Consider the following 24,457-nt stretch of genomic DNA (forward strand, 5'->3'; position numbering starts at 1 on the left):
GAAAGCGGGGCCGCATTTTTTTTGTCGCGAAAATTTCGCGCGTGACTTTATCGCGTGCTTGGTCTGCCGCCCACTGACGGCATCACGGAGATTGCTATGGTTTCGATACGCTTGCCTGACGGCTCAGTTCGACAATACGAGCATCCGGTGACGGTCGCCGAAGTGGCGGCCTCGATTGGTCCCGGTCTCGCAAAGGCTGCGCTCGGCGGCAAGCTCGACGGCGAGCTCGTGGATACGTCCGCGGTGATCGACCGCGACGCGTCGCTCGCGATCGTCACGGACAAGGACGCCGACGGTCTCGACATCATTCGCCACTCGACGGCGCACTTGCTCGCCTATGCGGTCAAGGAACTGTATCCGGACGCGCAGGTGACGATCGGGCCGGTGATCGACAACGGCTTCTACTACGACTTCTCGTACCACCGGCCGTTCACGCCGGAAGATCTGGAAAAGATCGAAAAGCGCATGCAGGAGATCGCGAAGAAGGACGAGCCGGTGACGCGCCGCGTCGTGTCGCGCGACGAGGCGGCGGGGTACTTCCGCAGCATCGGCGAGAAGTACAAGGCCGAGATCATCGAGTCGATTCCGCAAAGCGATGAGATCAAGCTGTATTCGCACGGCGGCTTCACGGACCTGTGCCGCGGTCCGCACGTGCCGTCGACGGGCAAGCTGAAGGTCTTCAAGCTGATGAAGGTCGCGGGCGCGTACTGGCGCGGCGACTCGAAGAACGAGCAGCTGCAGCGCATCTACGGTACGGCCTGGACGAAGAAAGAAGACCAGGACCAGTACCTGCACATGCTCGAGGAAGCGGAAAAGCGCGACCACCGCAAGCTCGGCAAGCAGCTCGACCTGTTCCACATGCAGGAAGAGTCGCCGGGCATGGTGTTCTGGCACCCGAAGGGCTGGGCGCTGTGGCAGCAGGTCGAGCAGTACATGCGCCGCCGCGTGAACGAGGCCGGCTACCTCGAGATCAAGACGCCGATGATCATGGACCGCTCGCTGTGGGAGGCGTCCGGCCACTGGCAGAACTACCGCGAGAACATGTTCACGACGGAGTCGGAGAAGCGCGACTACGCGATCAAGCCGATGAACTGCCCGGGGCACGTCCAGGTGTTCAAGCACGGTCTGCGCTCGTACCGCGACCTGCCGCTGCGCTACGCCGAATTCGGCTCGTGCCACCGCAACGAGGCGTCGGGCGCGCTGCACGGCCTGATGCGCGTGCGCGGCTTCGTGCAGGACGATGCGCACATCTTCTGTACCGAAGATCAGTTCATCTCGGAATCGATCGCGTTCAACACGCTCGCGATGAGCGTGTACAAGGATTTCGGCTTCGATCACATCGACATCAAGCTGTCGCTGCGCCCTGACCAGCGTGCGGGCACGGACGAGACGTGGGATCGTGCCGAGCAGGGCCTGCGCGATGCGCTGACGGCCTGCGGCCTCACGTGGGAAGAGCTGCCGGGCGAGGGCGCGTTCTACGGCCCGAAGATCGAGTACCACATCAAGGATGCGCTCGGCCGCTCGTGGCAGTGCGGTACGCTGCAGCTCGACATGGTGCTGCCGGAGCGCCTGGGTGCCGAGTACGTCGCGGAAGACAACAGCCGCCGCCGGCCGGTGATGCTGCACCGGGCGATCGTCGGTTCGATGGAGCGTTTCCTCGGCATCCTGATCGAGCACCACGCTGGTGCAATGCCGGTCTGGCTCGCGCCGTTCCAGGCAATTGTGCTCAATATTGCCGAAAGTCAGGCCGAATATGCGCAATCTTTAGCCCAAACGTTGCAAAAACAAGGGGTTAGGGCGGCGGCCGATTTGCGCAACGAGAAGATTAGCTATAAAATACGCGAGCACACGCTGGAAAAGGTGCCTTATCTGCTCGTCGTGGGCGACAAGGAGCGTGATGCGCAAACGGTAGCCGTGCGTGCCCGTGGCGGCGTCGATCTTGGCGTGATGCCGGTCGAAGCCTTCGTTGAGCGTCTGCAGGAAGACCTGCGCTCGTTCAAGTAACCGCCCTGGCAGCGCGGCTCGTTTTTTTAATTTTTAGAGGAAACGTAACATCGCTACTGATAAGTCGTCGCATCGCATCAACGGTGAAATCACTGCGCCGGAAGTGCGTCTGGTCGGGATCGAGAACGAACCGCTCGGTATCGTAAAACTCGCTGATGCTTTCCGTAAATCGGAAGAGCTGGATGTTGACCTGGTGGAAATCGCGCCTCAAGCGGTTCCTCCGGTCTGCCGTCTGATGGATTACGGCAAGTTCAAGTATCAGGAGTCCAAGAAGCAGCACGAAGCGAAGCTGAAGCAGAAGGTCATCCAGGTCAAGGAAGTCAAGTTCCGCCCGGGTACCGATGACGGGGATTACAACGTCAAGCTCCGCAACCTCCTGCGCTTCCTCGAAGAGGGCGACAAGACGAAGATCACGTTGCGTTTCCGCGGCCGCGAAATGGCTCACCAGGAGATCGGCATGCGGATGCTTGAGCGTCTGCGCACGGATCTCGAGGAAGTCGGCCAGGTCGAGCAGATGCCGAAGATGGAAGGGCGCCAGATGATCATGGTGCTCTCGCCGAAGAAAAAGAAGTAACGGGCCCGCGCGCGTCTCGCGCAGGTTCGGAAGTGGTTCGGCGCGTGGCCCGGTCAGGGCGGCGCGCCAACAATGACGGCGGCTGCGCAAGCGGTTCGCCGTACACAAGTGGACTGGGTTTCGAAGGGCGGGTCAAGGGCGCAAGCCAACCGCACACCCATCGCCATCTAATAAACTGGAGTTGTTCGTCATGCCTAAGATGAAGACCAAGAAGAGCGCTGCAAAGCGCTTCGTGGTGCGTCCGGGCGGTACCGTCAAGCGCGGTCAAGCCTTCAAGCGCCACATCCTGACCAAGAAAACCACGAAGAACAAGCGTCACCTGCGCGGCGCCACGGCAGTTCATGATTCCGATCTGAACTCCGTCCGCGCGATGCTCCCGTTCGCGTAACCCCTCAATCGATACTCTAAGGAGAGAAACATGCCTCGAGTCAAACGTGGGGTAACCGCACGGGCCCGTCACAAGAAGATCATCAACCTGGCCAAGGGTTATCGCGGCCGCCGCAATAACGTCTACCGCATCGCCAAGCAGGCGGTGATGCGCGCTGGTCAGTACGCGTACCGCGATCGCCGCAACAAGAAGCGTGTGTTCCGCGCACTGTGGATCACGCGTATCAACGCGGCAGTTCGCCAGCACGACATGACCTACAGCGTGTTCATCAACGGCCTGAAGAAGGCGTCGATCGAACTCGACCGTAAGGTGCTGGCCGACATGGCGGTGTTCGACAAGGCTGCTTTTGCTGCGATCGTCAAGCAGGTGAAAGCCGCCGTTGCAGCCTAATTGCGAAATTAGCACTGCGTGGTTAGTTGCAGCGATGTTCCGGTAGTTTCGGCCGCTGCAGCGAAAACGGGGCTCTTCCGAGCCCCTTTTTTGTTTGGATGAGCGATTTCGCTCGCCAAGACCGAATGACGTTGGAAATGATGGGATCTATGGATCTGGACCAGATTGTCGCCGACGCGCAGCAGTCCTTCGAACAGGCTGCCGACATCACCACGCTCGAAAACGAGAAAGCCCGCTTCCTCGGCAAGTCGGGTGCGCTGACCGAGTTGCTGAAGGGCCTCGGCAAGCTCGATCCCGAAGCACGCAAGACCGAAGGCGCACGTATCAACGTCGCGAAGCAGCAGGTCGAAGCCGCGCTGACCGCGCGCCGTCAGGCACTGGCCGACGCGCTGCTGAACCAGCGCCTCGCCGCCGAGTCGATCGACGTCACGCTGCCGGGCCGCGGCGCCGGTGCGGGCAGCCTGCACCCCGTGATGCGCACGTGGGAGCGTGTCGAACAGATTTTCCGCACGATCGGCTTCGACGTGGCCGACGGTCCCGAGATCGAGACCGACTGGTTCAACTTCACGTCGCTGAACAGCCCGGAGAACCATCCGGCGCGTTCGATGCAGGATACGTTCTACGTCGACGGCAAGGATGCCGACGGCCGTCCGCTGCTGCTGCGCACGCACACGAGCCCGATGCAGGTGCGTTATGCGCGCATGAACCGCCCGCCGATCAAGGTGATCGCGCCGGGCCGCACGTATCGCGTCGACAGCGATGCGACCCACTCGCCGATGTTCAATCAGGTCGAGGGGCTTTGGATCGACGAAAACATCAGCTTCGCCGACCTCAAGGGCGTCTATGCCGACTTCCTGAAGAAATTCTTCGAGCGCGACGATATCCTCGTGCGCTTCCGTCCGTCGTATTTCCCGTTCACGGAACCGTCGGCCGAGATCGACATGATGTTCGAGCACGGCAAGAATGCCGGCAAGTGGCTCGAGATCTCCGGCTCGGGGCAGGTGCATCCGACCGTGATCCGCAACATGGGCCTCGATCCCGAGCGCTACATCGGCTTCGCATTCGGCAGCGGCCTCGAGCGCCTGACGATGCTGCGCTACGGCGTGCAGGACCTGCGTCTGTTCTTCGAGAACGACCTGCGTTTCCTGCGCCAGTTCGCGTAACGCGAGCCGCTGCGCCGACTTGTGCCCGTGCGCGCTTCGCAGCGAGCCGGGCGTCGATTCAACCCGTTTCGAACGTAGACATCCATGCAATTCCCTGAATCCTGGTTGAGAACCTTTGTCGATCCGCAGCTGACGACCGATGAGCTGTCGCACGCATTGACGATGGCAGGGCTCGAAGTCGAGTCGCTGAGCAAGGCCGCGCCGCCGACGTCGAAGATCGTCGTCGGGCGGGTGCTCGAAGTCGTCAAGCATCCGGATGCGGACAAGCTCAATGTCTGCCAGGTGGACGCCGGCACAGGCGCGACGCTGAACATCGTCTGCGGCGCGCCGAACGTGGCGCCGGGCATCAAGGTGCCGGTCGCGCTGGTCGGTGCGGAGCTGCCGCCCGCCGAAGAAGGCGGCAAGCCGTTCGCGATCAAGCTGTCGAAGCTGCGCGGCGTCGAGAGCCAGGGGATGCTGTGCTCGGCGCGCGAGCTGAAGCTGTCCGAAGACCACAGCGGCCTGCTGATCCTGCCGGAAGACACGCCGGTCGGCCAGGACATCCGCGACACGCTGAACCTCGACGACTCCATCTTCGAAATCAAGCTGACGCCGAACAAGGCCGACTGCCTGTCGGTGTTCGGCATCGCGCGCGAGACGGCCGCGATCACCGGCGCGCCGCTCACGCCGGTCGACATCCGCCCCGTGCACGTCGAGCTCGACGAGACGCTGCCCGTGCGGATCGCCGCGCCTGACCTGTGCGGCCGCTTTTCGGGCCGCGTGATCCGCGGTGTGAACGCGCGCGCGAAGACGCCGCAGTGGATGGTCGAGCGCCTCGAGCGCGCCGGCCAGCGCAGCGTGTCGGCGCTCGTCGACATCTCGAACTACGTGATGTTCGAACTCGGCCGTCCGTCGCACGTGTTCGATCTCGACAAGATCCACGGCGGCATCGAGGTGCGCTGGGGCAAGCGCGGCGAGTCGCTGAAGCTGTTGAACGGCAATACGATCGAGCTCGACGAGACGGTCGGCGTGATCGCCGACAACGTTCAGGTCGAGAGCCTCGCGGGCATCATGGGCGGCGACAGCACGGCCGTCACGCTCGACACGACCAACATCTATCTCGAAGCGGCGTTCTGGTGGCCGGACAGCATCCGCGGCCGCGCGCGCAAGTACAACTTCTCGACCGATGCGGCGCATCGTTTCGAGCGCGGCGTCGACTACGCGACGACCGTCGAGCACATCGAGCGCATCACGCAGCTGATTCTCGAAATCTGCGGCGGCAAGGCCGGCCCGGTCGACGACCAGGCCGTCAACCTGCCGCAGCGCGCGCCGGTCAAGATGCGCGTGTCGCGCGCGAACCGCATCATCGGCGTGAAGATCGACGCCGACGAGATCGCGAACATCTTCACGCGCCTCGGCCTGTCGTTCGAGCGCGACGAGGACGTGTTCTCGGTCGCGCCCCCGTCGCACCGCTTCGACATCGAGATCGAGGAAGACCTGATCGAGGAAGTGGCGCGCATTTACGGCTTCGAGAAGATTCCGGCGCGTCCGCCGGTCGCGACGAGCGAAATGCGCGCGACCAACGAGACGCAGCGCTCGATCCACACGATTCGTCACGCGCTTGCCGCGCGCGACTACGCGGAAACGGTCAACTTCAGCTTCGTCGACGCGGAGTGGGAACGTGATTTCGCGGGCAACGACAACCCGATCCGTCTGCTGAATCCGATCGCGAGCCAGTTGTCGGTGATGCGCACGACGCTGTTCGGCAGCCTGATCGCCGTGTTGCGCCACAACCTGAACCGCCGCGCGGACCGTGTGCGCGTGTTCGAGACGGGGCGCGTGTTCCTGACCGACTCGTCGGTCACGGCGGGCGAACTGTCGGTCGCGGGCTACGCGCAGCCGAAGCGCGTCGGCGCGCTGGCCTACGGCCCGGCGCTCGACGAGCAGTGGGGCGTGACGACCCGTGCGGTCGATTTCTTCGACGTGAAGGGTGACCTCGAGGCGCTGCTCGCGCCGACGTCCGCGTGTTTCGTGAAGGCCGAGCATCCGGCGCTCCATCCGGGCCGCAGCGCGCGCATCGAAGTCGACGGCCGCGCGGTCGGCTGGATCGGCGAGCTGCACCCGCGCCTGATGCAGAAGTACGAGCTGCCGCACGCGCCGGTGCTGTTCGAGATCGACGCCGACGCGCTGATCGCGCGTGCACTGCCGGTGCCGACCGACGTGTCGAAATTCCCGCCGGTGCGCCGCGACATCGCAGTCGTGGTCGATCAGGCGGTCGAGGTCCAGGCGCTGTTCGACGAGATGAAGAAGGCGTTGGCCGACGACGCCTGCCGATTCGTTCAGAAGGTTGTACTCTTCGACGAATTTCGTGCAAAATCAAATACTTCCGGTGGACTCGCCGCGCACGAGAAGAGCCTTGCCTTCCGCGTGACGCTGCAGGACGCGGCCGGCACGCTACAGGACGAGGTCGTCGATCAGGCGATCCAGACGCTTGTCGAGCGGATGGCTCGTGTGGGTGCGCGCTTGCGCGGCTAAGGAGCCCGGGTTGCCCGGGCGTGACGCCGCCCGGGCGGCCGGCTCCCCATCGTGAGTTTTGATTTAACGCGCTGTATGGCAGATATGAACGACATGACCTCGAGTGAATTCGAAGCCCTCCTGACGGCGCAACGCAGCGCCATGAACCGCGACGTTTCGGCGCCGGCGTCCACGGAGACGCCGACCCTGACGAAGGCGGAGCTGGCGGAGCTGCTGTTCGACAGCGTCGGGCTGAACAAGCGTGAAGCGAAGGACATGGTCGAGGCGTTCTTCGAAGTGATCCGCGACGCGCTCGAGAACGGTGAAAGCGTCAAGCTGTCGGGGTTCGGCAACTTCCAGCTGCGCGACAAGCCGCAGCGCCCGGGCCGCAACCCGAAGACGGGCGAGGCGATTCCGATCGCCGCGCGTCGAGTGGTCACGTTCCACGCGAGCCAGAAGCTCAAGGCGCTGGTCGAAAACGGCGCGGAGCCAAGCCCCGCGCGCTGACGTCTCCCGCGCGACCGCCGCGCACCTTTACCGATGGTTGACTGACGATGACCACGACGGTTGAGAAAGTCGTCTTGCCTCCGATTCCCGCGAAGCGCTACTTCACGATCGGTGAAGTCAGCGAACTGTGCGGCGTGAAGCCGCATGTGCTGCGCTACTGGGAACAGGAATTCACGCAGTTGCGGCCGGTGAAGCGGCGCGGCAACCGGCGGTATTACCAGCATCACGAGGTGCTGCTGATCCGGCGGATCCGCGAATTGCTGTACGAGCAGGGTTTTACGATCAATGGTGCGCGCAACCGGCTCGATTCGCCGGGGGGCGGCGAGCGCGGCCCGGCGCCGGAACTCGAACCCGACGCGCCGGGTACGGAAGTGCGCACGGCCGCGTCGAGCCGGCCGAGTGCGACGGTCGACGTCGCCGCGTTGCGGCAGGCGCTGCTCGACGTCATCGAAGGATTGAAGCGCGGCTGAAGGCAGGTCGCGCATACGACGAAGCCCGGAAGGCGTTCAGCTTTCCGGGCTTTTTTGTCGGCGCTTGCCTGGACGATTTGGGACGATTCAGCGTGCGGCGAGCGGGTTCGGCCGTCCGAGGTCGACGACCAGCGTGCCGTCCGGCAGCATCCGCACCGAGCCTTGCGCGACCTGATTGCGGTAGCCGTACAGGTCGAAGCGCATCGGGCCGGCCTCGGCCGAATTCTGGATCAGCGCGCGCACGTTCAGTTCAAGCACGTTGAACATCTTCATGTCGCCGCCTTCCATCCACATGTAGCTGGGCGCGGAAATCGGCGGGCGCTTCGGTGCGGGCGCGTCCGGCACGCGTCGGAACGTGAGGCGCAGGCCGTCTCGCTCGACGGTGGCCGTAGCGAGCTTGCCGTTCAGCACCGGCGGCGGGAACACGGTGTACTGGTCGAGCACGAGCGAGTCGCCGCGCAGCTCCGCACCGCGCCGCCGCAGCGGCGTCAACGACGCGAGCTCGACGCCGAGCGAGCGCAGCAGCTGCGCCTGCGGAATGCCGAGCACCGACACCTCGGTCGGCGAGAACGCCAGATGGCGGTCGTCGAGCACCGTGAGCGAGCCCTTCATGTCGGTCGGCAGCCAGACGCCCGGCACGTGGTTCCACAGCTTGATGCCGCCTTGCACGCGCAGGTTCCGGCCGTCGGCGCTCAATTGCAGGTGGTTGAGCGAGCGCGGCGAGTAATCGAGCAGATAGTCGTTGAAGAGCGCCGACATTGCCTTCCACGATGCCACGACCGTGCCGCCGAGAATGCGGATGTCGTACTGGTTTGGGTCGTCGAGGTCGACGGGCTCGGCGGGGCGCTTCGCGACGAGCTGCACGTCGAGCTCCTCGACGTGAAAGCCGATGTCGCCGGATAGGTTGAAATCGACGTTGCGCAGGTGGATCGACGGACTGCGATTCGACACGTGCCGCTCGTCGAACGGCACGTTCGTGCCGCGGCGCATCGCGACCTTCTGCATGCCCGGCCGCGCCGCGTCGCCGGCCGCGAGCGCATTGGCTTCCCAATGCTGGCGCACGTCGCGCAGCGTGCTCTGCTGCGCAGCAAGGAAGCTGTCGTTCAGGCGCACGGCGGGATTCCCGAGCGCGGCGCCGCTTGGCGGGCCCCCATACGACGGCATCCGGATCGCCATCGCGCCGCGCTCGTCGAAATTGAAATAGCCCGCGGAGACCTGCTCGCGGTAGTGGTACAGGTCGAAGACGAAATTCCGGTCGGTCTTGGCGGGATCGACCGGGCTGATCAGGATGTCGGCATTCATCGGCATCGAGCGCATGAACTTCACGTCGCCGCCGCGAATGTACATCGCCTGCTGCGGCGCGTTCGCCGGCATCGCGAAACCCGCGCGCGTGCCGTCATCGAGCGTCAGGTCGAGCCCGGCGGGCGTCACGCGCAGCGCCGTGATCGCGATCTTCAGGCGCGGCGGCGGCATCAGCCGGTCGACCGACATCACGAGATCGTCGCCGGAAAGCCGCGCAATCGGCGTGTCGACCTTGAGCAGATCGGCCATCTTCACGTTGGCGGCGCGCATCACCGGCTGCGCGTCGAGGCCCGAGACGCGCACGCCGGTCGGATGGAACACGAGCTGGCTGCCGTCGCGGATCGCGAGCGTGCCGGTCAGCGAGAACGGCACCCAGCCGTCGCGCTGCATCTCGCCCCGCAGTTGGATCACGCCGTCGCCGGTCGAGACGACGAGCTTGCGCAGCGGCGCGTTGCGATAACCGAAGATGTAGGTATTGAAGAGCGCCGTCAGTTTCGCGCTGTCGAGCGTGACGGCGCCCCGATGCACGTCGATCTCGAAACTCGTCGGGTCGTCGAACACGATCGGCGCGCCGGCCTGCGTCGGCACGAGCGTCGCCGACAGCTGGTGAATGAAGAAGCCGAGATTGTTGACGATGCGGAAGTCGACGTCGCGCAGGAACGTCATCGCGCCGTTCTGGCCGGAGTCGCGCAGCGTGAACGAGCGCGGCTGCGCGAGCCGGATCGATGCGAGCGACGGCACCGTGCGCGCGATCTGCTGTTCGCGGGCGAGGCGGTCGGCCTTCGCGCGCTCGATCGTCGTCGATGCGACGCTCGCGTTGCTGTCGCGCTGCGCGGCCGGCTCCGCGCAGCCCGCGCCGAGCAGGGCGAGCGCGAGGGCGCCGCAGCCAAGTGCATGCGAGGTCCGGCGTAATGCGGCGCCGGCAATGTGCTGCGCACCGGAAATCAATCGGGGTGTTGCCAAAGGCGAGCGATGGCCGCGCCGGACCGCATTCCGCATCGTCTGTCTCCGTATCTTGTCTTGATCGTCCGCCGCATGCGCGCACCGGGCGCGGCATCCTGCGTCGATGCAGCGCAGTGTGGCATAGCGCGCTAGAGCGGCGTCACCAAACAGCGGGGATGGGGACGAACGTGGCGAAGAGGCGATGCGGCAAAGGATGCGGGGTGGTGTGCCGGCGGGATCAAACGACCGTATGAACGCCGTTGCGAGTCGGCCGATTGTGGACGAATGGGCGCGTGCAAGATTCGTATTCAGAAAATGCATGCGACCCGTTCTAAACCGCGAAAGTGTCTGTTATACTTTCTCTCTTTCGGGGCGTAGCGCAGCCTGGTAGCGTACCTGCATGGGGTGCAGGTGGTCGGAGGTTCAAATCCTCTCGCCCCGACCAGATCAAAACCCGCGACAGCATTAGCTGTCGCGGGTTTTTCATTTTCCGGCTGCATATCCGTGCGCGGCCGATTCTCTCTGTCGTTGCGTGGAAATGCTAAGCGGCAACGGCTCGGTCCCGGCCTCCACGTGGATCTTCCAGGCCGCATTCCCGCTAGTGCCGAGTTCAATGCGGTTGCCGGATGGCGCAGATTTCTCGTCCCGGAACCTCAAGTTTTTCTCTGTCCAGCCGATACGTGCTGAAGGGGCATCGACGATTCGTCCCTCCGAAGCTGACCTGCCGAACCTCGAGTCCGAGTTCCCGCACGTCCGTTGATCGATTCTCCACGCTATATGCACATCGGTTAATTCAAATTTTCCTTTGCAATCCGAGTCCCGCCAGCATTGCCTGGCGCGTCTGAATGCCTCCGGTAGCGCCCCGGAGCACTTTGTTGCACCCCAGATTGATGAATCAAATCGCCACAACAAGAACAAGCATTGTCCAGCCCGCGCACGGGGATCCACAGATCGCTGCGGCAACAGGAACGAGCCATCGCACCTACCGCCCCGACATCGACGGCCTGCGGGCGGTTGCCGTGATGGCCGTCGTGGCCTTTCACGCCTTTCCGGACGTGATACGAGGCGGATTTGCCGGTGTGGACATATTCTTCGTCATTTCCGGCTTTCTGATCTCCCGCATCGTCATGGACGGCGCCCGGGCGGGTAATTTCAGCTTCGTCGACTTCTATATCCACCGAATCCGCAGGATCGTTCCCGCGTTACTGGTCGTTCTTGTCTCGTGTTATGCGGCCGGCTGGCGTCTGCTGGGCGAAGGTGACTTCGGTCTTCTCGGCAAGCACCTCGCGGGTGCGGCCGCGTTTGTGTCCAATGTTGTTCTTTGGAACGAAAGCGGGTACTTTGACCCGGACGGTTCGACGAAACCGCTGCTGCATCTGTGGTCGCTGGGAGTCGAAGAGCAGTTTTACATCGTCTGGCCGGTCGTCATCCTGGCGGCGGTCGCATTCCGGCGGCGGCTTTTGCTCGCCATCGGCGTCATCGCGATTGGCTCGTTTGCCTGGAATACCTGGCTCATTTCGATTGGCAGTGCGGGCGCATACTACTCGCCGCTGTCGCGTTTCTGGGAATTGCTCGCCGGCGCCCTCGGCGCATATCTGATGCGCGAACACGAAGCCCCCGTGCAACGCTGGCGGGATCGCTTCGGCGGCGCTGCGGCGCTGGCCGGTTTCGTCCTGATCGCCGGAGCGATTCTCCTGTTGCAGAAGGACCAGCCGTTTCCGGGATGGCGGGCAATCCCTCCCGTTCTCGGCGCCCTGTGCATCATCCTCGCCGGGCCCGACGCCCCGTTCAACTTTCATATCCTGTCGAACAGGGTCCTCGTCTGGATCGGCCTGATCAGTTTTCCGTTGTATCTGTGGCACTGGCCGATACTCGCGTTCTGGAACCTGGTGATGACCGAAAAGGCGTCGGCGCTCGAAACCGCGGGCATGGTCGCGCTCGCTGTCTTCCTGGCCTATCTGGTCTACGAGTTTGTAGAACGTCCGATCCGTCGGCGCGGCGGCCGAAAGGTGGCTGTCTTGCTGGTCATCCTGCTGATCGGTATCGGATATGCGGGCTACAACGCTTTCGTCAGGGGCGGGCTTCCGTTTCGCAGCGCCGTCAAGCGGGAGCTTCGTCAAGACCTGGATGCGTATAACGTTGCACCCGCAACGGCCATCAACTGCTCCGTAACCGAGGACGGCAACGTTCCGCCCAAGTCGTGCCTGGATTCCGCCGGAAGCGCAGCCGCGCCGCTCGTCTTTCTTTGGGGCGATTCGCACGCGGCGAACGTTTCTTATGGGCTCACATCGGACAAGCTCAACGAACTCGGCATTCGCCTTGCGGTTGCGATGAAGGGCGGCTGCCCGCCCGTCATCGGCTATCAGCCGACCCAATCGCCAAGGTGCGAGGATTTCTACGTGCGCAGCCTGGAAAAACTCCGGGCGCTCAAGCCGGATGTCGTCATGCTGACCGGCTCGTGGTCGCTCTATTTCGAGAAGAAGGGATATAACGAGCTTGATTCGGCGGCGTTGGCCGACACGATTCGGGCCATCCGGCAGATGGGGGTCAGAAAAATCATTGTCGTCGGCTGCTTCCCGGTCTTCGAGATCAGCCTGCCCAAACTGGGTGGAAGGCTGTTCATCCCGAATGAACGGGATCGCACATTCGAGCGGTTCGACACGACGCTCTACGGAATCGATGCGCGTGTGAAAGAGGTTGCCGCGAAGGCTGGAGCGGACTTCATCTCTCCGCTGGACCATCTGTGCAACAAGAACGGGTGCGTGATTTCCGCCTCCAGCACGAAGTACATTCCGGTCGCCTATGACGTCTCGCACATGACATATCCCGGATCCGGGTATTTCGTTGACAGGGCGATCAGCAAATCGACGTTCTCGCTATCCATTCGGCGTGATGCCCCTTAGTGCCATCCCGGGCATGATGGTCCGGCAATGCTTGGCTGCCACGGTGCGCCATCGGAACGTGTCGGACGATGGAGGGCGGCAAGTTGCCGACAGACAATGCGTCATATTTTGTCTCCCGACCAGGCTGGCACCCGCATCAGTCAAGGCTGTCGCGGGTTTCTCCCTGCTGCGGACGGCTCGCGCCACGCGCCGACCAATCCCCCGGCCGGCACCGCGCATGCCCGCTTTTTGCACAGCCCGCCGTCGCACCGGTAAAATACAAGGTTGATCCACGGAAAGCGCCGTGATTTAGCGGAAGAGGATTCCCAGAACATGACTGATCTTCGTCTTACCAAGCGGTTCGCTGCAGTGCTCGCCACCGGCGTGCTCGTTGCCGGTTGTAGTTCGCCGTCGCCCACGAAAGTGGACTACAAGAGCGACTCGAAATCGAAGGAGGTTTCGCTCGCAGTTCCGCCCAACATGCTCGAGGAGACGGCCGATCAGCGCTCGTTGCCGCCGCAGGGCGGTGCAACCTCCCTGTCGGCGCTCCAGCAAGTCCAGCAGGCCGCGCCGTCCACCGATGCCGTCGTGCCGCCCGTGACCGGCATGCATATCCAGCGCGACGGCACCGAGAGCTGGCTCGTCATCGACGGCAAGAAGCCGGCCGACATCTGGCCGCAGGTCCGCCGCTTCTGGCAGGAACAGGGCTTCCTGCTTGTCGTCGACCAGCGCGACAAGGGCGTGATGGAAACCGACTGGAACGAAACCCATCCGCAGATCAACGACGGCCTGATCCGCAGCGTGATCTCGAAGGCGATGGGCAATTCGTACGTGACGGCCGAGCGCAACAAATACCGCACACGTCTCGACGTGGCGCCGAACGGCGGTACCTACGTGTTCATCAGCCAGAAGGGGATGCGCGAAGCGCTGACCGGCCCGAACAACGACTCGAGCAAGTGGGAGCCGAAGCCGAACGATCCGGCGCTCGAGACGGAATACCTGAAGCGGTTGATGGCCGTCCTCGCGCAGAACGACCTGCGCGCGAAGAACGGCGAGCCGCCGATCGCCAATATCAGCGACACTCCGCCCGCGAAGGACAAGAAGGGCGCGGCGGACGCGTCGTCGAAGGCGGCGGCAGCGGCCATTGCGACGCAAAACGTCGCGCGTTCGTCGTCGCAGGGAACTGCCGATGCGAGCGATGCGGTGCCGTCCGAAGTCACGCTCGGCGAGGCGTACGATCGCTCGTGGCTGCGCGTCGGCCTCGCGCTCGATCGCGCCAACTTCACGGTCGACGATCGCGATCGCCAGAAGGGCCTGTATTTCGTGCGATACGTCGATCCGAAGGATCTGAGCGCCGCCGAGCAGGGCTTCTGGAGCCAGTTGTTCCACGGCAAGAAGGAAAAGCAGGCGAAGCAGTACCGGGTCAACGTGAAGGCGCTCACGCCGGATCAGACGCGTGTCGCGGTCGTCGACGAGTCGGGCGCGATCGATTCGTCGCAGCCGGCCCGTCAGATCATGGGGCTGCTGGTGAACCAGCTGCGCTGATCGCAACGCCCACTCTGCTGCATTCGGGAAAGCCCGCCAGTTTTCTGGCGGGCTTTTTTTCGTTCCGGCACCCGCTGCGTACTGTTTGTTCTTGTGTCGTTTCCGGATCGGTCCCCGCGACGTGACGTTACGTAACATTCGGGTGTTACGGGCGACCGGGCGCAAGTCATGCCACGTTGCTTCGAAAATTTCCCTTTTAAATCAATGCGATGACGTTTTATCAGTATCTGGCATGAAATCTGCTTTTTATAGGCAGATCATCAGGGCAGGGAGGATGGCGCCAGATCCCGGACACGCGTCGCGAGTGCGTGACAAACGGTATCGGCGCTTTAAATGCCGGCGCAACCCGCGCCGGCGCAATCGATGACGATCCGCGCGCGTGCGCGGATCTCGATGGCCCCGTCGCCTATCCTCGTAGGGCGACGGTTTCGCCCGCGCTTCCTGTGAAGCGCGGGCAATTTTTTTGGGCGTCGATCATGTGCTGGGGCGCCGATACGGTCGCCGCGGGATTCGCGTATGCTCGGCCTCTTTCGAGACCGAGGAGGCTGGAATGACGGAAATCGCAGTCGTCGCGCTGATCGTGGCGAAACCGGGTGAGGAGGAAAAGCTGCGTGTCGTGCTCGAGGGGATTGTCGAGCCGACCCGCAACGAGCCGGGCGCGCTGCAATACGACCTGCATCGCGATCTGAAGGAGCCTGCCCGGTTCGTGTTCGTCGAGCGCTGGGCGAGCGAGGCGGCATTGGCCGCGCATGCGGGTTCCGCGCACATTCGCACCTATCGCGAGGCGGCCGCGGACTGGATTGCGAGCTCGGAGATTCGCGTGTTGTCTAAGATCGTCTGACGGGCGGGCGGGCGGGCGGGCGGGCGGGCGGGCGGGCGGGCGGGCGGGCGAGCGACCGAACTGCCCGCCCGGCCGGCGTCAGTGCGACGTGTCGGGTACGTCGAGGATCAGGATGATCGTCCAGTCCGCGTCGCCGTCATGATGGTACTGGCGTTCGGCGACGATGAACGGCTGCTGCTTGCCTTGCGGGCCGAGAAAGAGCACGTCGCCTTCCATCGGCAGGCACTCGATCGGCGGGAGCGCGAGAAAGGCGTCGTCCGAGCCGCGCGGCATCAGTTGCTTGATCTTGCGAGTGGCGGCTTCCGTCCACTCGATGTCGAGTTGAATATTGCTCATGCTGTCCTCCGCACCAGGGTGCGTACGGGGTGGAAAAGTTCGGTGCGCGACTGTAGCACAGCGTACCGGCGCCGCAACCAAAAAAGCCGAACCCGGTTGCCCGGATTCGGCTTTTTTGCTTATGCGGTGCCGCGGAAGTTACTGGCTTGCGGCGTCGGCCGGAGCAGCCTTCTTGACGGCCTTCTTTGCCGCCTTGTGGTGAGCTGCCTTCTTGCCGTGGTGTTCTTCGTGCATCGCCGGCTCGGCTGCCTGGGCAGCTTGCTGCTGCTGCAGGGCCTGCGCGCGCTGCTCGATCTCGGCAATCTTGGCCGGATCGGTGATGGTCTTGATTTCCGTGCTCTCTTGCGCATACGCTGCGCCAGCCAGCGCCGACATCGCAACCAGGATAGCCAGGGACGTCTTCTTCATTGCTTTACCTCCGCTAAGTGGTGATGAACCCGAGTGTTGCCGTTCAGTCTGGCGACCGCAATCGAGTGCGTGTCGAGTGTAACAAAAGTGACGGATCAATGCATTGGAACGGCCGCGCGGCGCAAGGCCGCGTTGAAGTCGCGCAACACTTGCCGCGTTTCGTCACGCGCGTGCCATGCGGCGCGGCGTGTTGCCGGGGCAAGTGTGAAGGTGTCCTCAGAACCACCCGAGCCGGCTGTACACGTGAAATTGCGCGATGCCGATCAATTCGTGCAACGCATGCTCGGCGTTGATCAGATTCTGCCGGCGAGGCAGCCAGCCGGTTCGCGCGTCGCGGCGATTGGCGTAGACCGGCTGTGCGTCGATGCCGAAGTGCCGGAAATCGAGCAGCGCACGTCGCATCTGATACGACGACGTGACGAGGATCGTCGCATCGACATGCCGTGAGCGTAGTATAGGCGTCGTGAACTTCGCATTTTCGTAGGTTGTGCGGCTGTTTGCTTCGAGCATGAGATCGCGCGGGTCGACGCCTTGGGCGACGAGATACGGCGCATACGTCGCGGCTTCGGTCGCGCCGTGCCGCTCGGGATCGCCGCCGGACACGATGACCGTGCAACGTTCGGCGCGCTGTCGGCAATCGCGGTACAGCGCGGCGGTCTTGCGAATGCGGGGGAAGCCGTCCGTGCGTGGCTCGAGCCGTCCGTCGATGCGCCGCGTTCCCGTGCCGAGCAGGATCAGCACGGTTTGCCCGTGCATGTCGGGGTGTTCGACGGGTGTCACGCCCGCCTGCGACCATGCGATCAACGGTGCTGCGAGCCAGCCCGTCGCAAGCAGCCAGAACAGCGCGAAGGCGGCCGCCGCGATCGTGCGCCGCCACTTGCGGCACAGCATGAAAACGACGAAGAGAAGTGCAAATGAATCGAACAGAATCAATTTGATTGGGGTATGGTGTCTTTTTATGGATGGCTGATGATCTGGCCCCGACTCGACGCCGAGCGTCCAGCCTCCTGAACCGGTGGCGGCGCCGGCGGGCGGAGACCCCGCCCGGCGCGCTGCCTGGCATTGTCGCTGCACTTTAAGAAAGAATCGAGATGGCCACGTATTCCAACGAAGCGGTGCTCGACGCGCTGAGGCGGGTGCAGTATCGCCAGGTGCCGTGGGCGCGTCGTCCGGGCGTGTTCGAGTATCTGCGGTCGCTTGGGCTGATGGACACGGTCAGGCAGAAGACCGTTGCGCCTGCACCAGGCTTTCACGCGCCGGTCGACATCGCCGTGCTGACCGACAGCGGACGCGCCGAATTCGCACGCCTCGAACGCGACGAGAAATTGCCCGCCTGGACCGATCGCAGGATCGAGGATTACGCGCTGAGCGAAGCAAGCGCCGTCGCGATCCTCGAAAGCCGGCTCTAGCGCATCAGGCCCGCCGGCAACTCGGCGAAAAAAAAGCCCGTATCGCGAGGATACGGGCGTACCGGATACTTTTTGCTGCTGCCACGCTGTGCTCATGGCAACGATGTTGACTCGCCACGCATCGCGCAGTTCCCGGACGCAGGCAAATTCTTTGTTGAAGACGGGCGGGGCGCCGGGTTACGGATGGCGGCGCGAATCCTGCGGCGGCAGGCCGACACGTGCGCGGGCATTGCTGGCGATGTCGCCGCGCAGGTCGCCGCGCGGTACCGTCTGGTTGGACTGTTCGGCGCCGGGCGGCGCATGCGGATTGCCCTTGTGTTCCTGCTGGCGGTGCGGCTGCCTGGCGTGGTCGTCCGCGTGCGCCGGCAAGGCAAGCGCCAGTGAAACGACAATGCCGCATGCCGCGAGCAGTGACATCGGTTTCATGGCGGGCTCCCTTCAAGCCGTCGATGCGGCTCGCTGACATGACGCTAAGGTAAGCGTGGGAGTGCAGGCTTGCTGTAAATATTGGTAAATAGATGTATCGCCGCGCGACAGCGGAGCCCGGCGACGCGGCCCGTTCCGCGTGGCCGTTGCCGAAAAGAGACCGGGCGGCCGCAGCCGCCCGGTTCGGTGTCCTGTCCTTTACGCCATCTTGACCGGTGCGCGCCAGGATTCCGGATTGGTCCAGAAGGCGCCGCGCAGGCGGTCGCGGCTCGGCGGTGCGGGCGGCTTGGCCGCGCTCGCGCCGATGCGGCCGCGCAGCGAGATCTGCCGGCCGCTCGTGCCGAGTCGCTTGACGATCTCGGCGAGCGTGCCGTCGGCTTGCCACTCGTCGAAGCGGCGGCGGCAGGTCGGCGGCGACGGATAGCGCCCCGGCAGCTTCGACCAGCCTTCACCGGTCGACAGCACCCACAGCACGGCATTCACCACCGAACGGGCTTCCACGCGGGGACGACCGCGACGCTCACTCCGTGCGGGTTCCGAACAAAACAGACCCTCGACCAGCGCCCACTCGTTATCTCTCAAATCGTCGAACAGCATCATGTCCTCACCTCAGCGAAGCAAACTCCGGTGCGCTGCCCTGCGCCGCGCACTCTTCAAGCACTCGATCACCAAGTGCCGGGTGGGGGCGTCCGGTCCGCCGGTGATGGATCTCAGGCGTTCCATCGGACGAAACCGCGCCCTGTGCGTCAGGTAAAAGCACGAAGCGTGCCACGTGGGAGGCATATCCCGCGAAAGCCGCTTGGCAGCGAGCTGACGGCTGCGTCAGCTAGGGGCGTATAAGACGCCAAAATAACCCGCCAGCAAATCGGGACAATCACCAATCTTGTGCAATTCGCCCGCACCGCGTGCGTTTGCGCGCATATTGCACCGCAGCGAAACATGTGCGACAGGTGCCGGATTCGCGCACTAGAATCGCGCATCGATGCCAGAGATTGATGAGGACAGGACATGAACATCACGCTGCGCCAGCTTCGCGTATTCATCGAGGTCGCGCGGCTCAAGAGCTTCAGCCGCGCCGGCGACGAGATCGGGCTCACGCAGTCCGCGGTGAGCCGCTGCGTGCGGGAACTGGAGGCGGAGCTGGGGCTGAAGCTGATCGATCGCACCACGCGCGACGTGCAGTTGACCGACGTCGGCGGGAACCTGGTCGCGAGCGTGTCGCGTCTGATCGGCGATCTCGACGACACGCTGCGCGAGATTCGCGAAATCGGCGAGCAGCGCCGCGGGCGCGTGATCGTCGCCGCCAGCCCGACGATCGCGTGCCGGCTGATGCCGCGCGTCGTCGCCGCCTGCGAACGGCAGTTTCCGTTCGTCACGCTCGGCCTGCGCGACGACGTGCAGAGCGACGTGCTGCGCAAGGTGAAGTCGGGCGAGGTGGATTTCGGCGTCGTGATCGGGCCGCTCAGCGTCGCCGATCTCGTGAGCGAGCCGCTGATGACCGATTCGTTCTGCCTCGTGGCGCGCGCCGACCATCCGCTCGCGTCGCGCGCGGAGGTGCCGTGGTCGGCGCTGAACGGCGAGCGCCTCGTGCTGCTCGATCACGCGTCGGGCAGCCGGCCCCTGATCGATGCGGCGCTGGCCGCGCATCGGGTGAGCGCGACGGTCATGCAGGAGCTCGGGCATTCGGCGACGGTGTTCGGGCTCGTCGAAGCCGGCGTCGGCGTGAGCGTGCAGCCGTGGCTGTCGCTGCCGCTGCCGGCCGGTTCGACGCTCGTCGCGCGCCCGCTCACGCCGCGCACGGAGCGCACGGTCGAACTGGTGCGCCGCCGCGACCGCTCGCTGTCTCCCGCCGCGCAGGCGATCTGGGAGCTCGTGCACCAGATGCCCGCCCGGGCCGAGGATCTCGACTGACAGCGTCGCCGCCGGTCCGCGCCCGCTCGCCGTCAGCGCCGTTACACTGCGGAACATGTTCCTTCGGGGCGAGATCCGATGACGAATTCCTCTGGTTGTCGTCCGGCGACGGGCGAGCCGGCGGCGCGCGATGCGGTGCGGGACCTGCGGCCGTCGCTGATCCGGGAAGTGGCGAATGCCGGCTTCGGCGTGCCGGACGTGCTGCCGTTCTGGTTCGGCGAATCCGACCGCGTCACGCCGGGTTTCGTCCGCGACGAGGCCGCCGCCGCACTGCGGGACGGTGCGACGTTCTACACGCACAACCTCGGCACCGCGGCGCTGCGCGAGGCAATCGCAGCCTACGTGGGGGCGCGCCACGGCGCGACGACGGCGGACACGGTCGCCGTGACGAGTTCGGGCGTCAGTGCGCTGATGCTGGTCGCGCAGCTGCTCGTCGGTCCGGGCGACCGCGTCGTCGCGGTGACGCCGCTGTGGCCGAATCTCGTCGAGATCCCGAAGATTCTCGGGGCGAGGGTCGAGTCCGTGCCGCTGCGTCATGGCGCGACGGGCTGGCGGCTCGATGTCGACCGGTTGCTCGCGGCGCTGACGCCCGACACGCGCATGCTGCTGCTCAATTCGCCGAACAACCCGACCGGCTGGACCATGTCGCGCGACGATCAGTGCGCGGTGCTCGCGCATTGCCGCCGTCACGGGATCTGGGTGGTCGCCGACGAGGTGTACGAGCGGCTTGCGTTCGACGGCGCTGGCGCGCCGTCGTTTCTGGACATCGCGTCGCGCGACGAGCGGGTCGTCGTCGTGAACTCGTTCTCGAAGGCGTGGGCGATGACCGGCTGGCGGCTCGGCTGGCTGGTTGCGCCGGCATCGGTCATGGGCGAGCTCGCGAAGCTCGTCGAATACAACACGTCGTGCGCGCCGGGCTTCGTGCAGGCCGCGGGCGAAGTCGCGTTGCGCGACGGCGAGCCGTTCGTCCGGTCGTTCGTCGCGGCGCTGCACGAGGCGCGCGACCATCTGATCGCCGCACTGCGCACGCTGCCGGGCGTCGACGTGCCGCCGCCGCCCGGTGCGATGTACCTGTTCCTGCGCTTGCCCGGATCGGAGCAGAGTCTTGCATTCTGCAAGACATTGGTGCGCGAGGCGGGGCTCGGCCTTGCGCCGGGATGCGCGTTCGGTCCCGAGGGAGAGGGGTTCGTGCGATGGTGCTACGCGTGCGACCCGGCGCGGCTGGACGCGGGCGTCGAGCGGCTGCGGCGGTTTTTGGCGACCGGGGCGGCGTCGCGCTGAAACGGGGCTGGACCGTTCCGGCAGGGCGAGAGCGGGTCCCTCTACTCATCTTTACGCACTCGGCAATTTTGCGTAAGATGGCGCTCAGTCACGCGGTTCCCTCGTTGAATCGTGCTGTTCCGTCCGGTTTGGGCCTGGCTTGAAGTTGTTTCGCCGCCCCCGGTTCGTGCTCCCATCAATATGACCGATCAGAATCGGGCGAGCGCGTCTTCCGTTCCTTTCGTCTGTTTGTTGATCCGGTTCGTTTGACCACAGGGTCTGGCCTAGCTGCATGAATACCCAAGAGGCGAAGATCGTCCTCGAGACTGCTTTGATCTGCGCGCAGGAACCGCTGAAGCTCGGCGATCTGCGCAAGCTATTTGCCGACAGCGTGTCGGCTGACACGGTCCGCACGTTGCTCGAAGATCTGAAACAGGAATGGTCCGGTCGTGGTGTCGAGCTGGTGGCGCTGGCGAGCGGCTGGCGCTTTCAGAGCAAGCCGGCGATGCGCAGCTTTCTCGACCGCCTGCATCCGGAGAAGCCGCCGAAGTATTCGCGCGCGGTGCTCGAGACGCTGGCGATCATTGCGTACCGGCAGCCGGTCACGCGCGGGGACATCGAGGAAATCCGCGGTGTCACGGTCAACACGCAGGTGGTCAAGCAGCTCGAGGATCGCGGCTGGATCGAGGTGATCGGGCATCGCGACGTGCCGGGGCGTCCGGCGCTGTATGCGACGACCAAGCAGTTCCTCGACGATCTCGGCCTGAAGGCGCTCGACGATCTGCCCGCGCTCGAGGAGCCTGCGGCGAACATCGAGGCCGCGCTGCTCGCGCAGCATGCGATGGATTTCGAAGACGGTGCGCCGGCCGCCGAGGATGCGGCAGCCGCGGACGACGCGGCGGCGGATGCGTCCGGATCGGCGCAAGCGCTCGCGCAGCCGGCTGACGTCGAGGCCGGCGGTGCCTCGGCGCACGAATCGCCGGACCGCGATACGCTCGCGATTGAGGGTGCGGGAACGGAAGACGCCGGCGTCGAAGCAACGCCGGCCGACGTGCAGCCCGAGTCGCTGCACGCGGAGTTGAACGAGGAAGATCGCAAGCCGGCCGCCGAAGCGGCAGCCGGCGACGGAGCGGAAGCGGTCGACGACATGTCCGGCGTGGCCGGGCATGCCGACGCACCCCGTTCCCGTCCTGCGGACGACGAGATGACGGACGACACGTCCGACAGCCTCGCGGATGCCGTACGCAGCGCCAGCGCGCCCATCGGGGCGGACGAGCTGCCGGACGACGAAGCAGAACCTGAACAGCGTCGCGCCTGATCGCGGCCAATTCCATGCCGCGCCCGCGCCGGGCGCGAGACCTGACATTTTGAGGTTGTTTTGACTGATATCCACGATATTGAATCGTCCGCGCCTGCCGTGCAGGCAGCGCGCGCCGACGATGCGCCCGAGCAGGGCGGCTCGGCCGAGGGTGGCGACGAACGTCCCCGCCGCGGCCTGCGGCGCGGCCCGCGCAGCCTGATCGCGCGCCGTCGCGCGGCTGCGAAGTCGAAGGGCGCCGAGGGCTCGCCGCAGGGCGAGGAAGGTGCGCAAGCGCCTGCCGCGGCAGCGGAAGCGCAGCCGCCGGCGCGGGCGCCGCGCAAGGAAGGCGCGGCGAAGGGCGGGCGCAAGCCGGCGCCCAAGCGCGAAGGCGCGGCGCGCCAGGGCGGCCAGGGCAAGCGCGGCGGTGCTGCCGGCGCGGCCGGTGCTGCCGGCACGGCCGGGGAAGCGGCCCAGGACGACCTGTTCGCGTACGTGACGTCGCCGGCGTTCGATGCGGACAATTCCGCGGCGGGCAGCGGCGTGCGCGCGCCGATGCTGCGGCGCGGCCGCGGCCAGACGGCCAACAAGCGCGTGCTGTCGCCGGACGACGATGCGCCGAAGCTTCACAAGGTGCTGGCGGAAGCCGGCATGGGCTCACGCCGTGAAATGGAAGAGCTGATCGTCGCCGGCCGCGTGTCGGTGAACGGCGAACCAGCGCACATCGGCCAGCGCATCATGCCGACCGACCAGGTCCGGATCAACGGCAAGCCGGTCAAGCGCAAGCTGCCGAACAAGCCGCCGCGCGTGCTGCTGTATCACAAGCCGACAGGCGAGATCGTCAGCCATGCGGATCCGGAAGGCCGGCCGTCGGTGTTCGACCGCCTGCCGCCGATGAAGACGGCCAAATGGCTTGCGGTTGGCCGGCTCGACTTCAACACCGAAGGGCTGCTGATGCTGACGACGTCGGGCGACCTGGCGAACCGCTTCATGCATCCGCGCTACAGCGTCGAGCGCGAGTATGCGGTGCGGGTGGTCGGCGAGCTGTCCGAAGGCAACCGGCAGAAGCTGCTGCACGGCGTCGAGCTGGACGACGGCCCGGCCAACTTCCTGCGCATCCGCGATGGCGGCGGCGAAGGCACGAATCACTGGTATCACGTTGCGCTGGCCGAAGGCCGCAATCGCGAAGTGCGCCGGATGTTCGAGGCGGCCGGCCTGATGGTGAGCCGCCTGATCCGCACGCGCCATGGCCCGATCCCGCTGCCGCGCGGCCTGAAGCGCGGCCGCTGGGAAGAGCTCGACGAAGCGCAGGTGCGCAAGCTGATGGCGACGGTCGGCCTGAAGGCGCCGTCGGAAGAGAAGGGCAAGCGCGGTAGCGGTGGCCAGGCCGAGCGCCGCCAGCCCGACCCGATGCAGACGTCGATGGGCTTCATCGGCCGTGAGCCGGTGCTGACGACGCACGGCAACCTCGAGCAGCCGCGGCGCGGCCCGCGGCGTGGCGCGGCGGGCGGCTTCGCCGGCCCGAGCGGCTTCGGCGGCGGCATGCCGGGCATGTCGGGCGGCTACGGCAGCGGCCAGCGTGCGGGCGGCGGGCGCGACGTCGACGGCAACCGCGCATCGTATGGCGCGGGCGGCAACAAACGTGGCGGCGGCGCCGGCAAGGGCGGCGGCAATCGCAACCCGAACGGCAATCGCGCGGAAGGCGCCGGCAACGGCGGCGGCGCGCGCGGCGGCCAGCGTCCGCAGCGGAATCGCTCGCGCGGCCGCTGAGCTGCGGATCGCGGCGCAACCTGCCGCGTCTCGCCGGCGAAATCGGTTTGAAAGTCCGGTTTTGCCGGCGGGCGCTTGGCGTTTGCGCCGAAAATCGCTATAATCGCAAAGTCGCTGGGCGTACGGATTTGATGTGCGG

At 65.2% G+C, this 24,457-nt stretch carries 21 protein-coding genes, 1 tRNA gene and 1 pseudogene; 17 read left to right on the forward strand and 6 right to left on the reverse strand.

All coding sequences use genetic code 11. The features are described 5' to 3' along the window. Positions 1-96 precede the first annotated feature (96 nt). From thrS to HWX31_RS07390, 8 genes are all read left to right on the forward strand, one after another. Complete coding sequence (thrS, locus tag HWX31_RS07355) at positions 97-2,004, forward strand: threonine--tRNA ligase (RefSeq protein WP_045566232.1); 1,908 nt, start codon at positions 97-99, stop codon at positions 2,002-2,004. Between the two features lie 49 nt (positions 2,005-2,053). Then, complete coding sequence (infC, locus tag HWX31_RS07360) at positions 2,054-2,578, forward strand: translation initiation factor IF-3 (protein ID WP_072465527.1); 525 nt, start codon at positions 2,054-2,056, stop codon at positions 2,576-2,578. Positions 2,579-2,768: 190 nt separating this feature from the next. Beyond that, a complete protein-coding gene (rpmI, locus tag HWX31_RS07365; protein ID WP_004191477.1) occupies positions 2,769-2,966 on the forward strand; it encodes a 50S ribosomal protein L35 in 198 nt (65 codons plus the stop codon). 30 nt (positions 2,967-2,996) lie between these two features. Next, positions 2,997-3,356: a 50S ribosomal protein L20 gene (rplT, locus tag HWX31_RS07370; protein WP_004192938.1), complete on the forward strand. Its 360-nt coding sequence runs from the start codon at positions 2,997-2,999 to the stop codon at positions 3,354-3,356. Between the two features lie 149 nt (positions 3,357-3,505). Then, positions 3,506-4,519 (forward strand): phenylalanine--tRNA ligase subunit alpha, encoded by a 1,014-nt coding sequence (pheS, locus tag HWX31_RS07375; RefSeq protein WP_059617141.1) that lies wholly within the window; start codon positions 3,506-3,508, stop codon positions 4,517-4,519. 84 nt (positions 4,520-4,603) lie between these two features. Beyond that, positions 4,604-7,033, forward strand: coding sequence for a phenylalanine--tRNA ligase subunit beta (gene pheT, locus HWX31_RS07380; RefSeq protein ID WP_174963701.1), 2,430 nt, complete (start codon positions 4,604-4,606; stop codon positions 7,031-7,033). A gap of 84 nt (positions 7,034-7,117) precedes the next feature. After that, positions 7,118-7,519: an integration host factor subunit alpha gene (locus HWX31_RS07385; protein WP_010092556.1), complete on the forward strand. Its 402-nt coding sequence runs from the start codon at positions 7,118-7,120 to the stop codon at positions 7,517-7,519. Between the two features lie 47 nt (positions 7,520-7,566). Further along, positions 7,567-7,989 carry a MerR family transcriptional regulator gene (locus HWX31_RS07390; protein ID WP_174963700.1) on the forward strand — a complete coding sequence of 141 codons (423 nt, stop codon included), beginning with the start codon at positions 7,567-7,569 and terminating at the stop codon, positions 7,987-7,989. 87 nt (positions 7,990-8,076) lie between these two features. Here HWX31_RS07390 and HWX31_RS07395 read toward each other — a convergent pair whose 3' ends face one another. Then, on the reverse strand, positions 8,077-10,290 hold the full coding sequence (locus tag HWX31_RS07395; RefSeq protein ID WP_174963699.1) for a hypothetical protein: 2,214 nt from the start codon (positions 10,288-10,290) through the stop codon (positions 8,077-8,079). A gap of 311 nt (positions 10,291-10,601) precedes the next feature. On the opposite strand from HWX31_RS07395, the gene HWX31_RS07400 reads away from it, so the two are divergent. The 4 genes from HWX31_RS07400 to HWX31_RS07415 all read left to right on the forward strand — a co-directional run bounded on the left by HWX31_RS07400 (position 10,602) and on the right by HWX31_RS07415 (position 15,501). Then, positions 10,602-10,678 (forward strand) — tRNA-Pro (locus HWX31_RS07400). Positions 10,679-11,123: 445 nt separating this feature from the next. Further along, positions 11,124-13,136, forward strand: a complete 2,013-nt coding sequence (locus HWX31_RS07405) for an acyltransferase family protein (protein WP_174963698.1) — start codon at positions 11,124-11,126, stop codon at positions 13,134-13,136. A 312-nt stretch (positions 13,137-13,448) separates the two neighbouring features. Next, entirely contained in the window at positions 13,449-14,660 is a 1,212-nt protein-coding gene (gene bamC / locus HWX31_RS07410; RefSeq protein WP_174963697.1) for an outer membrane protein assembly factor BamC, read from the forward strand. Between the two features lie 550 nt (positions 14,661-15,210). Next, positions 15,211-15,501 carry a putative quinol monooxygenase gene (locus tag HWX31_RS07415; RefSeq protein ID WP_174963696.1) on the forward strand — a complete coding sequence of 97 codons (291 nt, stop codon included), beginning with the start codon at positions 15,211-15,213 and terminating at the stop codon, positions 15,499-15,501. A gap of 78 nt (positions 15,502-15,579) precedes the next feature. On the opposite strand, the gene HWX31_RS07420 is transcribed toward HWX31_RS07415, so the two are convergent. The 3 genes from HWX31_RS07420 to HWX31_RS07430 form a co-directional block, all read right to left on the reverse strand. Next, positions 15,580-15,837 carry a hypothetical protein gene (locus HWX31_RS07420; RefSeq protein ID WP_042583805.1) on the reverse strand — a complete coding sequence of 86 codons (258 nt, stop codon included), beginning with the start codon at positions 15,835-15,837 and terminating at the stop codon, positions 15,580-15,582. 138 nt (positions 15,838-15,975) lie between these two features. After that, complete coding sequence (locus HWX31_RS07425) at positions 15,976-16,245, reverse strand: hypothetical protein (RefSeq protein WP_059617153.1); 270 nt, start codon at positions 16,243-16,245, stop codon at positions 15,976-15,978. A 216-nt stretch (positions 16,246-16,461) separates the two neighbouring features. Then, positions 16,462-17,178, reverse strand: a complete 717-nt coding sequence (locus HWX31_RS07430) for a YdcF family protein (RefSeq protein ID WP_174963740.1) — start codon at positions 17,176-17,178, stop codon at positions 16,462-16,464. 158 nt (positions 17,179-17,336) lie between these two features. Here HWX31_RS07430 and HWX31_RS07435 point away from each other — a divergent pair, with 158 nt between their 5' ends. Beyond that, the gene (locus HWX31_RS07435) at positions 17,337-17,654 is read left to right on the forward strand and encodes a hypothetical protein (protein ID WP_010092548.1); all 318 of its coding nucleotides are present in this window, start codon (positions 17,337-17,339) and stop codon (positions 17,652-17,654) included. Between the two features lie 177 nt (positions 17,655-17,831). Here HWX31_RS07435 and HWX31_RS07440 read toward each other — a convergent pair whose 3' ends face one another. Then, positions 17,832-18,080 carry a hypothetical protein gene (locus HWX31_RS07440; protein ID WP_060258992.1) on the reverse strand — a complete coding sequence of 83 codons (249 nt, stop codon included), beginning with the start codon at positions 18,078-18,080 and terminating at the stop codon, positions 17,832-17,834. A 201-nt stretch (positions 18,081-18,281) separates the two neighbouring features. After that, positions 18,282-18,677, reverse strand: a pseudogene (locus tag HWX31_RS07445) (transposase); the annotation flags it as partial. Positions 18,678-19,088: 411 nt separating this feature from the next. On the opposite strand from HWX31_RS07445, the gene HWX31_RS07450 reads away from it, so the two are divergent. From HWX31_RS07450 to rluB, 4 genes are all read left to right on the forward strand, one after another. Further along, the gene (locus HWX31_RS07450) at positions 19,089-19,991 is read left to right on the forward strand and encodes a LysR family transcriptional regulator (RefSeq protein ID WP_059757798.1); all 903 of its coding nucleotides are present in this window, start codon (positions 19,089-19,091) and stop codon (positions 19,989-19,991) included. 78 nt (positions 19,992-20,069) lie between these two features. Further along, on the forward strand, positions 20,070-21,272 hold the full coding sequence (locus HWX31_RS07455) for a pyridoxal phosphate-dependent aminotransferase (RefSeq protein ID WP_174963695.1): 1,203 nt from the start codon (positions 20,070-20,072) through the stop codon (positions 21,270-21,272). Between the two features lie 271 nt (positions 21,273-21,543). Further along, the gene (gene scpB / locus HWX31_RS07460; protein ID WP_174963694.1) at positions 21,544-22,569 is read left to right on the forward strand and encodes an SMC-Scp complex subunit ScpB; all 1,026 of its coding nucleotides are present in this window, start codon (positions 21,544-21,546) and stop codon (positions 22,567-22,569) included. Positions 22,570-22,629: 60 nt separating this feature from the next. Next, on the forward strand, positions 22,630-24,318 hold the full coding sequence (gene rluB, locus HWX31_RS07465) for a 23S rRNA pseudouridine(2605) synthase RluB (RefSeq protein WP_175933888.1): 1,689 nt from the start codon (positions 22,630-22,632) through the stop codon (positions 24,316-24,318). Positions 24,319-24,457: the final 139 nt, after the last annotated feature.

The sequence above is a fragment of the Burkholderia ubonensis genome, from assembly GCF_902833085.1.
Classification (GTDB): domain Bacteria; phylum Pseudomonadota; class Gammaproteobacteria; order Burkholderiales; family Burkholderiaceae; genus Burkholderia; species Burkholderia ubonensis.